General features: G+C 51.5%; 9 protein-coding genes, 1 tRNA gene and 1 riboswitch. Of the genes, 3 read left to right on the forward strand and 7 right to left on the reverse strand.

What is annotated here, in order from left to right:
• Position 1: 1 nt before the first annotated feature.
• Positions 2-142 carry a transposase gene (locus ACXYMU_RS11150; protein WP_458986718.1) on the forward strand — a complete coding sequence of 47 codons (141 nt, stop codon included), beginning with the start codon at positions 2-4 and terminating at the stop codon, positions 140-142.
• Positions 143-341: 199 nt separating this feature from the next.
• Here ACXYMU_RS11150 and ACXYMU_RS11155 read toward each other — a convergent pair.
• Both ACXYMU_RS11155 and ACXYMU_RS11160 read right to left on the reverse strand, forming a co-directional pair.
• Positions 342-417, reverse strand: a tRNA-Met gene (locus ACXYMU_RS11155).
• Between the two features lie 96 nt (positions 418-513).
• On the reverse strand, positions 514-2,316 hold the full coding sequence (locus ACXYMU_RS11160) for a BamA/OMP85 family outer membrane protein (protein WP_458986470.1): 1,803 nt from the start codon (positions 2,314-2,316) through the stop codon (positions 514-516).
• 167 nt (positions 2,317-2,483) lie between these two features.
• Here ACXYMU_RS11160 and hemW point away from each other — a divergent pair, with 167 nt between their 5' ends.
• Both hemW and ACXYMU_RS11170 read left to right on the forward strand, forming a co-directional pair.
• The gene (gene hemW, locus ACXYMU_RS11165) at positions 2,484-3,611 is read left to right on the forward strand and encodes a radical SAM family heme chaperone HemW (RefSeq protein ID WP_458986471.1); all 1,128 of its coding nucleotides are present in this window, start codon (positions 2,484-2,486) and stop codon (positions 3,609-3,611) included.
• 219 nt (positions 3,612-3,830) lie between these two features.
• Positions 3,831-4,607 (forward strand): LuxR C-terminal-related transcriptional regulator, encoded by a 777-nt coding sequence (locus tag ACXYMU_RS11170; protein WP_458986472.1) that lies wholly within the window; start codon positions 3,831-3,833, stop codon positions 4,605-4,607.
• A 126-nt stretch (positions 4,608-4,733) separates the two neighbouring features.
• Here ACXYMU_RS11170 and ACXYMU_RS11175 read toward each other — a convergent pair whose 3' ends face one another.
• From ACXYMU_RS11175 to rpmA, 5 genes are all read right to left on the reverse strand, one after another.
• Positions 4,734-6,320 (reverse strand): DUF5723 family protein, encoded by a 1,587-nt coding sequence (locus ACXYMU_RS11175; RefSeq protein ID WP_458986473.1) that lies wholly within the window; start codon positions 6,318-6,320, stop codon positions 4,734-4,736.
• A gap of 44 nt (positions 6,321-6,364) precedes the next feature.
• Complete coding sequence (locus ACXYMU_RS11180; RefSeq protein ID WP_458986474.1) at positions 6,365-7,156, reverse strand: hypothetical protein; 792 nt, start codon at positions 7,154-7,156, stop codon at positions 6,365-6,367.
• A gap of 376 nt (positions 7,157-7,532) precedes the next feature.
• Complete coding sequence (gene metF / locus ACXYMU_RS11185) at positions 7,533-8,486, reverse strand: methylenetetrahydrofolate reductase [NAD(P)H] (protein WP_458986475.1); 954 nt, start codon at positions 8,484-8,486, stop codon at positions 7,533-7,535.
• Between the two features lie 290 nt (positions 8,487-8,776).
• The gene (metH, locus tag ACXYMU_RS11190; RefSeq protein WP_458986476.1) at positions 8,777-12,520 is read right to left on the reverse strand and encodes a methionine synthase; all 3,744 of its coding nucleotides are present in this window, start codon (positions 12,518-12,520) and stop codon (positions 8,777-8,779) included.
• A gap of 51 nt (positions 12,521-12,571) precedes the next feature.
• Positions 12,572-12,679, reverse strand: a riboswitch (SAM riboswitch).
• Between the two features lie 310 nt (positions 12,680-12,989).
• The gene (gene rpmA / locus ACXYMU_RS11195) at positions 12,990-13,259 is read right to left on the reverse strand and encodes a 50S ribosomal protein L27 (protein WP_458986477.1); all 270 of its coding nucleotides are present in this window, start codon (positions 13,257-13,259) and stop codon (positions 12,990-12,992) included.
• Positions 13,260-13,320: the final 61 nt, after the last annotated feature.

Genomic DNA, 13,320 nt, shown 5'->3' on the forward strand with positions numbered 1-13,320 from the left:
CATCCTCAATTTCTTCAATAACCGCAGCACTAATGCCTCGGCCGAATCCTTCAATGCAAAGGTAAAAGCCTTCAGAGCCACTTTCAGGGGAGTCAGAGACACAACGTTTTTCCTCTTCCGACTGGCAAGCATCTATGCCTGAGAAGAGCTATCCCACAACTATTCCGCTTGATCCGGAATTCCCCATCAGCTCTTCCTGAGGGTGCGCGCTATGACAAAGAGAACAACGATCATCGAACCGAAAGGTGAACTTAGCATTCAACCTTTTCGCATCAATTTTAGCATTTGAAGGGCTAAAATAAAAAAGCCGATCAGCATTTCTGCTAATCGGCTTTTTTATTTGGTAGCGGGGACAAGACTCGAACTTGTGACCTTTGGGTTATGAGCCCAACGAGCTACCAACTGCTCCACCCCGCACTGTAATACTCTCTAAGAGTATGATGCAAAAGTATGCTTTTGTTTTATACCATGCAAGCTATACTTACCCCTAATCGTAAAAAAAGTTACTTTAACTTAAAACTTACTCGTTATGCCAAAATGAATCTTCGAATACTTAAAGGACAGGGGCTGCTGGTCTGATTTTCCGAGTGAATATACTAACTGGAAGATACCTGCGCCTGTGCTAAAACTTATCCCTCCACCGACTCCAAAGGGCGTATCGCGAGCAAGGGACTTCTCTAAATCGCTGCGATAATAGCCCTGGTCGTAAAATAGCAGCACATAAGAGTCGGCTGCTGTGAAGAGGCGGTACTCCAGCGTGCTGATGGCATAAGAGGAGGCGTAAAAGAAATAGTCATCAAAACCGCGGAGCGAAGAGAGTCCTCCCAAGCGGTACATGTCGTTCAGGAAGATGCGGTCGCTAAACAAAGCCTGGCCCTGCAGGCGGGCAAGCAGGGCACTGCTCTTCCCCAATCTGAAGAAATTCTCAAATCGCAGCGAAAGCCCGAGTTGCGTGGATTTGGTTGCCAGGGTATCGTAAAAGCTTTTCTCCAAGTCAGGGTTGCGCAGCAACTTCTTGGTGCCCGCCGCCAACTGTACCTCCGCCAAGCGGCCCCGCTTCGGGAAGTAAAAATCATCCAGGTTGTTCCAGAGGTAGTTCAGCCCATAGGTGGTGGTTTCGGCGTCGGCCAGGTCCAGTTGCCGGAGGCGCTGCGTGCCCGCATCTGACAGGATGCGTGAGTTGCGCCATTCCGAAAACACACTGAACTTGCCGTACTTCAGGGTATAGTAGGAGAGTTGCAGTTGTGGCTGCACCGTGATGAACGACGAATCCTGCTTTAGCAGATTGAACTTGGCTCCGACTTCAAAAGGTGTCCCGAAGAGGTTAGGGTGCAGGTACTCGCCATCCAGAATCACAGAGCCTTTGTTAACGCGTCGCCACTGCAGCCCAAGCTGCTTTCCGGTTCCCTGTATGTTACGGATATTCAGGTTCGCTTCGCCCGTGATCAGTAGCTTGTCTTTGCGCGATGGGTCAGGCAGAAACCCGACAACGCCGTCCAGCTGATTTGCCTGCCGGTCATCCAGAAAGTATACCACCTTGGCTTTATCCCGAAAGAAACGGACCTGAGGCGGCCGGGTGCTTTTTATGTAGGGTAGCGCGGTGAGCATCCGCTGCGAGGCGTTGATCTGATCCTGGCTGTAAGGTTGTCCGGGGAGGAGTTGCAGGTAGCGCATCAGAAACCTGGGCTGCGTTTTAGTATTTCCTACTACCTCCAGGGTATCGTAGGTTACCACAAAAGCCTTCTCCACCATCAGCGCTGCAGAAATGGTGCTGCCCTCCACCCGGATAGAGTCGAGCCAGACAGAGGCGAAAGGATAACCGCTACGCTCGGCGTAGTTCAGGATGCGCTGCTGCAGCTTTACATACTCTGCGGGCCTGAACGGCGACCCGTGGTAGAACTTTTCGCGGAAGCCAGACGCGATGAGTATCCTTTCGCTCATGTTGCCGTTCCGCAGTTGGGCCCACCTAAAGGGCTGCCCTATGTGTAGTTTCACGTGGAGCGTATCCTGCCGCAGAAAAGACGTGTCGGCCGAAGCCAGTAAGTAGGCATCCTGCTGCAGCTGGTATACCAGGGCCTTTAACTCTTTGCTGGCCTCCATAGCATCCGGGAGTGCGTTGCGGTAGGCATATTTTCCCAACACCTGTTTGTCCTGCGCATCCGGGGCCTGCACCGCTAACGTAACGGCCCTGGCTTGTACGGCAACTTTCTGAGCAGGCGGCTGTTCTTTCTGTGGCGCTACCTCCCCTTGCTGCGCCTGCACCAAGGGCAGCCACAACAGCAAGCAGCACAGCAGGAAGGCAGTTATTTTGTACATTTGTGCGGTTGAACTATTTAAATGGCTAAACTATTACACATTGGTGCCCGGTTTACGGTTTATACCTGCAAAGGTAATTGCCTTCGCGGTGATTGACCTGCTTGAGGAAAATTCTCCCTGGACAGGGAAACAGCCCTTTAACCATCCTTCAATTTAACAATTAAACTTTGTCCGGAATATACCTTCACATCCCTTTCTGTAAGCAAGCCTGCCATTACTGCGATTTTCATTTCAGTACTTCTATGGGCCTGAAGGAGCAGACCGTGCAGGGCATTGCCCGTGAGTTGGAGTTGCGGCAAGAATACCTGCAGAGGCAGCCTGTGCAGACCATCTACTTTGGAGGCGGCACGCCCTCGCTGCTGAACCAGCAGGAGCTGCAACTGCTGTTGGCAACAATCAGGCGGTTGTTTAAAGTTTCGGAAGATGCTGAAATCACGCTGGAGGCGAACCCCGACGACCTGACACCTGCCAAGTTGCAGGAACTGAAAGCTGCTGGCATCAACCGCCTCAGCATCGGCCTGCAGTCATTTCATGCGCCGCACCTGCAACTGATGAACCGCGCCCATACTTCCTCTGAGAGCCTTCGTTGCGTGCAGGAGGCACAGGCCGCTGGCTTCCAGAACATTACCGTTGACCTGATTTATGGCATACCGGCTCCGGACCATAGCATCTGGCATCAGGACCTGGCCACGTTGTTTGCGCTGGGCGTGCCGCATGTGTCGTGCTATGCGCTTACCGTGGAGCCCGACACGGCACTGGGGCGCTGGAGCAAGAAAGGCAAGTTTATACCTGCCGAAGACAACTTCACGGCACAGCAGTTCGAGATTTTGCTGGAGCAGATGCAGCAGCATGGGTATGTGCAGTATGAGATCTCTAATTTCTGCCTGCCTGGCCAGGAGTCGAGGCACAACAGCAATTATTGGCGCGGGGTGCACTACCTGGGTGTTGGCCCCAGCGCCCACTCTTTTAACGGCCCCACACGGCAGTATAATGTTGCCCATAACAAGAAATATGTGGAGGCAATGGCACAAAGCCAGATTCCGGCGGAAGTGGAGCAGCTAAGTACTGCAGACCAAGCCAACGATTACCTTCTTACAAGCCTCCGCACTATCTGGGGCTGCGACTTACAGCGAATTAGCCAGGACTATGGGTATAACCTAAGGCAGCAGCACGCCCCTTACCTGGCTGAACTGCAAGAGAAGGAAATGGCAAGAATAGAGAAAGAGGTGCTATACCTAACAGATAAAGGCAAACTGCTGGCCGACCAAATTACGCTGGAACTCTTCGTGGAGTAGCTGCTGGAGATCATTATAACTGTGATTGAAACTAGGGTACCTGCCAAACCATTTAGCTATCTGCTCCTGCTAAAAAGATAGGGTCTTCCTTCATCAACCTATTCCCCACAACTACCCCAATAAGCTTCAACTATTTTTAGCTTAAAACAAGAATAGTTAAGCCTGCTCTAGTTAAGTTCGTATACATTTAAGCTTTTATTCGAACTTAATTGATGTAAAATGGAGCCAGCTGTCTTTCAGGAAGCAATCAAAATATGGGAAGTTATCGCAGGAAACGACTCAGACGGCATTCAGACGGCGGATGACCAGTTCGAGCTTGAACTGCACAAAAAGCTTCTTTCCTTTTTCCAGGTTGGTGACTACTATTTTTTTATTCTGAACGTTAGAGCCTCTGCCTTTGATTTGATAAGCGCTGAAGCAGAGTCAGTTTTGGGGTATACTGCCGATGAACTGGATCTTCCGTTAATTCTAAGCCTTATTCATCCCGAAGACCAGCCTTGGTTCTTAGCCTGCGAGAAGAAAGTCGGGGAGTTTTTCGCTGGCTTAACGCTGCAGCAGATCCCCAATTACAAGGTGCGTTACGACTTTCGGATAAGGAAGAAAAACGGGGGATACATCCGGATCCTGCAGCAGGTCATAACCATACAATTCGATGCGCAAGGGCATGTGCTGCGCACACTGGGTACTCACACCGATATTTCTCACCTGAAGCAGGAGGGCATTCCTGTGCTTTCGTTTATCGGGCTGAACGGGGAGCCGTCTTATACCAACGTTTCTGTTTCAAAAATTGAGTTGCCCTGCCCCAGCGGGCTTTCGGCAAGAGAGCGGGAGATTCTGCGTTTGGTGGTGCAAGGCTACAATAGTGAGCAAATTGGGGAGTTGCTCTTTATCAGCAAGAACACGGTACAAACGCACCGCAGAAACATCCTGAGCAAAACTGGTTGCAGCAGCACCCCATCGCTTATTTCGCACGCTATCAAATCAGGGCTTGTTTAGCGATAAAGCAATCCAAGTTTGCCTGTAGCTGAATACTCTCATATACCCTTTCGTCAAAACACAACATGATGGCAAAAGAGAAAAGGCAAACAGCATTGCTTTCCGCATGTGCCAATCTCTTATAGGTTACTCCGAGACCGGTAAGGTAGTGTTTTCAGATTTCCCCTGTTCTTTCGTCGCTTTCTGCTGCTCCTTTGTTGCTTTTTTCTGCTCTTTGTAAGCTCTCTTCTTGGCTTTTTCCTCTAGTCTATCTTTTCTTCCACCGGTGCCAACGCTAATTCCAAAGCCCATGTACAGGTCGGGGCCCACTGCCTTATTGTCTTTGAGTATGGCAGCAAGGTTGTTAGACCCTACTACAAATGACCCTAAGCGTAACATGGCGCCAAAGTTCAAATCCCTGTAGTTGTTCGTGAGGTATACCGGCACAGCCAGTTCAAGGCCTTTGCTTTCAAGCCGGGGAGCCACTGCCAGCGTCGAGGTTTGCTGCATGGCGATGGTTTCTTTCCCGCGCAGGTTGTGGAGCACCGCTGCATTTACAAACAGTTTCTTCGTCAGCCGATAGTCAAAATTCAGGTGAAGGGAGGTGGGCAAGCCGGATATGATCTCGGTCGTCCGCTCGCTTGGCTGCACCTTTAACGCTTCCTCCAGGGTTGGGCCTAAATTTTCAATATCCACGCCCTCAAAAGTCTCGTTATTCAGGTCCAGGTTCTGGCGGGTGATATTGTAGGCGCGTACCTTCTGGGGGTCATTGTAGGTAACAGATCCTACGTCGAGCAGCGCGACACCGATGCGGTACTTATACTTATTCGCGCCGTGGTCTGTCCGCACTTTCCCATCCAGGGTATACTCGTAGTCGGCATACCTGGGCCGGTGCTCATAGGTAAAGCCAATGTCCACGCCCCAGCCAGAGCCAGGATTATCACCTCCAAGGAAAGCGTTTCGTATCCCCTCTTCATCCAGCTCCGGCTTGTTCTGGGAGAAGCCAAAGCTAGCGCTTCCCTCCTGTATCTGCATGTAGTATTCCTCCTCCTGGTTTTGCTTCAGCTGATAGTCTACATTGGGTGCTAACAAGTGGGCTGAATAAATACCTGACAACTTTTTTATAGTGACGCCCCCCTTCAGGAACTGCGCCTGCTTAGAGAGGAGTACCAATGCATAGGTAAATCCGGTTTCTGCGTACGCATTGGCGTTAAAATATGCCTCACTTCCGGTGAAAGGGGTACTCTGGAGGGCAGGGTTGTCCATACCGTAACCAATCACCCGTGCCAGGTCCTCAGATACATTGTTGCCCTGAGCTACAGCCCGGAGCCGGGTAGTGAGCGCAATGCTGTGCCGGGGGCCAAGCTTGAGCATAAACGAAGGAAGCCGGGCTTCCAATCCCAGGTGCGCCATTTTGCTTTTCCCGTCAAGCCGCTCCTGGATGCGGGAACGCTCAAACAAACCATCGCCGTTAATAACATTTTCGGGATCTTCAAGGATCACATCCGGCTGCACGCCAGGGCCATCGTAATAGAAGTAAGTGTTGGCAAATGTAAGATGCCCTCCAAACAAATTCAGGTAAAACCCTTGCCTGGCATCGGCAATGGACGAAGGGTTAAGGAAAACAGCGTTAGTGCCCCCGTAGTTGCTGCCGGCAGAACCCAGCAGATGCTGCGCCTGTAGATGGAGAGCGGACACCAACAGAATGACTGTAAAGAGTAAAGGTCGAAGCATACAGGAAGAGTTAGGATATTAAAAAATCAGAAAAGCGGCTGTGCCTAATTGCAGTCAAACTCAAATTCAGTGACATCGGTGATGGGGGAGGCATAGCTGGTGCCAGAGATCGTGCGGGTTAACCTGTATGGATAGCCTTTCTCATCAAGCTCGTAGTTATACTCAATTACCCTTTTTGTGGTAGTGGCGCCAGTGGTGGTAGTGGCTTCTGAGCGCTTGAGCATGTTTTGGTTATAGGGAATAGCCAGCGACATGAACGAAGTTTTTTCCTGTTCCTTCCGCCGCTTGTTCTCCTGGTCAAGGTTAAATTCATATTTCGCCACTGTCTCCGAAGTAGCAGTGGTGTAGGTATAACCAGTGTTGTTCCCTCCTGCCCAGGTGTATGTAATCGTAAAGTTGTTCGTGATGGTGCCGGAATTGTCCGTGACAGAAGTGATTTTTTGAATGCGGTCCTGGTCATCGTACTCCACCGATTGGGTTGTTACCCTGCCGTTAGTAGAGGTAAAAGTAGATTTTGCCCATTTCCCTTTGTCGTTGTAGGTGATTACCTCTGGAGTACCCACTGTGTTGTTCTTCGCGTTATAATATTGGCTTTGAACAATACGGCTACCTGAGCCATACGTGTATTCGTAGTAGTACTGCAATTCATCGTTGTAAAAATACTCCAGTTTAGTAATCTTCCTGCCGTCGTACGTCCTTTCTATTCTCCATCCCTGGTCATCCCACTGTGAGGTTTCAAGGCATTTGGATGTCTGTGTCTCTAGCAGGCCATCCTCGCAGGAGAAAAAAAGTAAAGGGAGGCAAAGCAGCAGGATAACGCGTGAAAGCTGTCTCATGGATTTTGGATTTTAGGCGTAATGGTCGCAAGCCCTCTCATACTCAGTCCAGAGATATAGGCACGCGTTATAGGGCAACCGCAGAAAAAACGGCAACTTCTACAATTACTTAAGCATTAATTTATATTCAAATTTTACAAATTAAACTAAGGTTCACAATACCCAATTATGATGATTTTTTGTAATAATTCTATATTTCATCATAGACCCCAGCAGCAACAAACCTGTTGCGCCACATGTATCATAATTTTAAAACGATGGCTTACAGGTGAGAATGAAAGCCGTTGGGGCCTTCTGCCATACCCCCTAACAACAAAACAGCCACAACCTGAATGGTTGTGGCTGTTTTTGCTTCCTGCACTATGTATAAATTTTTCTAAAATAGCGCTTCCGCTACCTTGCGTACCGAACCCGACTTGCCCATCGAGTAATAATGCAGGCACGGCACGCCAAATTCCATCAATTCCTTCGACTGCTGAATTGCCCACTCTACGCCAACTTGCGCAGCCTCTTTGTTGTCTTTACACGCTTCTACCGCATCCGCGAGGTCACAGGGAATGTCTATATGGAAAATTCCTGGCAGAATGGTCAGCTGTGATTTTGTCGTCATCGGCTTTAGCCCTGGAATAATAGGGACGTCGATGCCTTCGGACCGGCACAGCCGCACAAAATCAAAGTACTTCTGGTTGTCGAAGAACATTTGCGTAACAACATACTCTGCCCCCATCTCCACTTTCTTCTTTAGCCAGCGCAAGTCCGCCTTCAGGTTTGGCGCATCGGAGTGCTTCTCCGGGTAACCGGCCACCCCAATGCAGAAGTCTGTTCCGTTCGTGTTGATTTGCTCATCGTCGAGGTAGCAGCCGTTGTTCATGCCCACCACCTGCTCCAGAAGTTCTGTGGCGTACTGATGGCCGCCTGGCTCCGGCACAAAGCGTGGCTCGTTCTTTACGCAGTCGCCGCGCAGCACGAGCACGTTGTCGATGCCCAGGAAGTGCAGGTCGATCAGGGCGTTCTCCGTCTCCTCTTTGTTAAAGCCGCCGCAGATCAGGTGTGGCACCGTATCTACTTTGTAGTGGTTCTGGATAGCCGCACAAATGCCGACCGTACCCGGCCGCTTGCGTGTGCTTATTTTCTCGAGCAGCCCGTTGTCGCGCTGCTTGTATACATACTCTTCCCGGTGATAGGTCACATCGATAAAAGGAGGCTTGAACTCCATCAGTGGGTCGATGTGGTGGTAAAGGGTCTGCAGGTTCTCGCCTTTCAGGGGCGGCAGTATCTCGAATGTAAACTGCGTTTTGTCAGCGTTCTGGAAGTGTTCCGTTACTTTCATCTATTCTCGGGTGATCTGGTTAATTGTTAAATGGCTGAATTAGGGCATTGCTAATTTGCAACCCCGGGGCCAACCACCCCTAACCCCTCCTTGGCTAAGGAGGAGAGTTTTACCTCTCCCCAGCCCTCTCCTAAAAACAGGAGAGGGAGTTCTGCTGTACCAACTACAAAATAGTTAATGATTGGTATTGATTGTTTTGCATTGAGAGGTAACAACAGTTATGTACTATTTTACAAATGATCAAAAAGCCCCCTCTCCTGTTTTTAGGAGAGGGCTGGGGAGAGGTTAATCTACTCCGTTGCTACTACCTGCTGCGTTACTGGCATAGGTTCATAGTTCAGGTTCGGTGAGAGCCAGCGCTCCAGTTCCTCCAGTGGCATGCCTTTTCGCTGCGCGATGTCGGCTACCTGATCTTTGCCGATTTTACCCAAACCGAAATAACGCGACTCAGGATGCGAGAAGTACAGGCCGCTCACCGCCGCCGTTGGGTACATCGCCAGGTTCTCCGTCAGGATCACGCCGGATTCTTCTTCGGCGTGCAGCAGGTTGAAAAGCGTGATTTTCTCGGTATGGTCCGGGCAGCCGGGGTAACCTGGTGCCGGGCGTATACCCTGGTATTGCTCTTTGATCAGCGCCTCGTTATCCAGGTGCTCCTGCGGCGCGTAGCCCCATAGTTCTCTGCGTACTTTGGCGTGCATCAGTTCCGCAAAGGCCTCGGCCAGGCGGTCGGCCAGCGCTTTTACCATAATAGAGCGGTAATCGTCGTGGTCGGCTTCGTACTGTTCTACCAGTTTTTCGATACCAAAGCCCGTGGACACCACAAAGCCACCGATATAATCCGGTATACCCGTTTCTTTTGGCGCGATAAAGTCAGAGAAGGCCAGGTTGGGCACGTTGCCGCCCTTTTTGCCCTGCTGCCGCAGCGTATGGAACTCGGTTAGCACGTTTCCACGTGAATCATCGGCGTATACCTCGATGGTGTCGTCGGCTTCCACGTTGGCAGGGTAGAAGCCCACCACGGCACGTGCTTCCAGCAACTGCTTCTCCACAATCTCCTGCAGCATTTCCTGCGCATCGGCAAACAGCTTGCGTGCCTCAACTCCCAGCTCCACATCGTCCAGGATCTTCGGGTATTGCCGCTTCAGCTCCCAGGTATGGAAGAACGGTGTCCAGTCGATGTAAGGCACGAGTTCTGACAGCGGGTAGTTACGGTATACCTTATGGCCCAGGAAGCTTGGCTTCGTTGGCTGCGTGGCTTCCCAATCTACCTTAAACTTATTGGCACGCGCTTCTGCTATGCTAGCGAAAGCGCGGTCTTTGGTGCGGTTCAGGTGGTCTTGGCGAAGTTTCTCATACTCGGCTTTTATACCAGCCATGTAAGCGTCGCGGTCGCTACCCAGCAGGCTGCTTACCACGGTTACGCTGCGCGAGGCATCGTGCACGTGCACTACCGGGCCACTGTACTGCGGCGCGATCTTCACGGCAGTATGCACGCGTGAGGTAGTGGCTCCGCCAATCAACAGCGGAATCGTCATACCTCTCCGCTCCATTTCCTGCGCCACGTATACCATCTCGTCCAGCGACGGCGTGATTAGACCGCTTAGGCCAATGATGTCTACTTGCTGCGCTTCGGCCTCTGCCAATATTTTATCCAGGTGCACCATCACGCCCAGGTCAATCACCTCGTAGTTATTACAGGCCAGCACCACACCCACGATGTTTTTGCCGATGTCGTGCACGTCGCCTTTCACGGTAGCCATCAGAATAGTGCCCGCTGTGGACTTCGAGGTGTCGGAGGCCAGTTTCTCGGCTTCCATATATGGCAGCAGGTAGGCCACCGACTTCTTCATCACGCGGGCGCTCTTCACTACCTGCGGCAGGAACATCTTACCGGCCCCAAACAAGTCGCCTACCACCGACATGCCGGCCATCAGTGGCCCTTCAATCACGTCCAGCGTTTTGGTGGCTTTCTGTCGGGCTTCCTCGGTGTCGGCTTCTATAAACTCTACAATGCCTTTTACCAGCGCATGCTTCAGGCGTTCCTCCACGGGGGCTTCGCGCCAGCTGTTATCAGCCTGCACGGCGCCCTTGCCTTTGCCCTTCACGGTCTCGGCATAAGTCACCAGCTTTTCGGTAGCATCCGGGTGGCGGTTAAAAACCACATCCTCGATCAGGTCGCGCAGTTCTACCGGTATCTCGTCATACAAACCCAGCATACCGGCATTCACGATGCCCATGTCCATGCCTGCCTGCACGGCGTAATACAGGAACACGGTATGCATGGCCTCGCGCACGGCGTCGTTGCCCCGGAACGAGAACGACAGGTTGCTCACGCCACCGCTGATGAGGGCGTGCGGCAGGTTAGCCTTGATCCACTTTACCGTTTCGATATAATCCACGGCATAGTTGTTGTGCTCCTCGATGCCGGTGGCAATAGCCAGGATGTTCGGGTCGAAAATGATGTCCTGTGGCGGGAAGCCTACTTCATCCACCAGAATGCGGTAAGACCGCTCACAGATCTCGATTCTCCGCGCAAAGGTATCTGCCTGCCCCTGCTCATCAAACGCCATCACCACCACCGCTGCGCCATACTGGTGTACCTTGCGCGCCAGGGTTATAAAGCTTTCTTCGCCTTCTTTCAGCGAGATAGAATTAACGATTGACTTGCCCTGCACACATTTCAGCCCCGCCTCGATTACGCTCCACTTCGAGGAGTCGATCATGATGGGCAGTTTGGAGATCTCAGGCTCTGAGGCAATCAGGTTGAGGAAGTTGGTCATGGCCTCCTCAGAGTCCAGCATACCTTCGTCCATATTTACGTCGATGATCTGCGCGCCGCCCTCTACCTGCTGCTGCGCCACCGACAAAGCCTCCTCAAACTTGCCTTCCACAATCAGGCGGGAGAATTTCTTGGAACCGGTTACGTTGGTGCGCTCCCCCACGTTGATGAAAAGTGATTCCGGCGTTACGGTGAGCGGCTCCAGGCCGCTGTAGCGCGGATAAGGGGCCACTTCTGACGGCACATGTGGCTTATACCGCTGCGCCAAGTCTGAGATGACCTTTACGTGCATCGGTGTGGTACCGCAACAACCGCCTAATATATTGACCAGGCCTTCTTTCAGGTATTCTTCCACCACAGCACCCATTTGCTGCGCGGTTTCGTCGTAGCCACCAAAGGCGTTCGGCAGTCCGGCGTTCGGGTAGGCACTGATATAGGAATTAGAGATGCGGGAAAGCTCCTGGATGTGTGTTTTAAGTTGGCGGGCACCCAGCGCACAGTTAAAGCCGATGCTCAGGATAGGCGCATGCGAGATGGAGTTCCAGAAGGCCTCCACCGTTTGGCCAGACAAGGTGCGGCCGCTGGCATCGGTAATGGTACCGGACACCATGATGGGCAGTTCCTTGCCGCCGTCCTGCACAAACTGCTGGATGGCAAAAAGCGCCGCTTTACAGTTCAGCGTGTCGAATACGGTTTCCACCAGCAGCAAATCCGCGCCGCCATCTACCAGACCGCGCACCTGCTCATAATACGCCTCCACCAGTTGGTCGAAAGTAATGGCGCGGTAGCCGGGGTTGTTCACATCTGGCGATAGGGAAGCCGTGCGGTTTGTCGGGCCAATAGCACCGGCTACAAAACGCGGACGGTTCGGTATACGCGCCTCTATCTCGTCTGCTGCCTCGCGTGCTAACCTCGCCGACTCATAGTTCAGCTCATACACCAGTTCCTCCAAATGGTAATCGGCCATAGCGATGCTGGTGCCGCTAAAGGTATTGGTTTCCACGATGTCGGCACCTGCCTCCAGGTACTCGGCATGTATGGCTTTGATGATATCGGGGCGGGTAATAGAGAGCAGGTCGTTGTTGCCTTTCAGGTCGCTGGGGTGGTTGGCAAAGCGCTCACCACGGAAATCAGCTTCTGTCAGTTCGTAACGCTGAATCATGGTGCCCATGGCGCCATCCAGCACGAGCACACGCTCTTTTAATAGTGTATGTATGGGGTGATTTGTCATTGTCGGTGTCGTCTTTCTTCTCATAAGTCTGTCTGCGTTCGGCTTATCAAGAAGGACACCTGCGGGAGGGGTTCAATCTTATCTTCTCCGGCCACATATGCTCCGGAAGGGAATTAGCACCAAGCTGTTACAAGGTTGCTAAGACGTCGTAGGGCCCTATCCCTCGGTCTTTCTTGATAAGAAGCTGCAAATTAACACTATATCCGCACAAAAACGAATTAAGTTGCTATAAAATGTCACGTTGCTTAACAAAATCGAAATGACAGGAGCGTTTTGCTGCCTGGTATTTGACCTCAGACAGGCCTTGGTCTTGTTCTATGACAGTGTGCTTCCCTTTGGTTGTGCAGCTTCTGCAGGATCAGGCAGCAAAAAGCCTGAGAGTACACAAGAAGGCTATTCCGGCTTTTGAAAGTCTTTTGCAGATCAGCATAAACAAGAAAAGGGACGCTTGCGCATCCCTTTCCCTGACTGCCGAGGCAGTGCAATGTTGTTACTAAGCTTCTGCCTCTACCTTAGGAAGTACAGAAACGTAAGAACGGTTCTTCTTTCCTTTTCTGAACTGAACGATACCGTCCGTCAGGGCGAAAAGCGTGTGGTCTTTACCCATACCCACGTTTGTGCTTGGGTGGTGGGCAGTGCCTCTTTGTCTTACAATGATGTTACCAGCGATGATATCCTGGCCACCGTAAATTTTAACACCAAGTCGTTTAGAATGCGACTCGCGGCCGTTATTAGAACTACCTGCTCCTTTTTTGTGTGCCATTTTCTTAAAATTTAATCCGGGTCAGAGGACTGATCCCGAAGAGTTTTCACGTTAATTTCTT

The sequence above is a fragment of the Pontibacter sp. CAU 1760 genome, assembly GCF_054482735.1.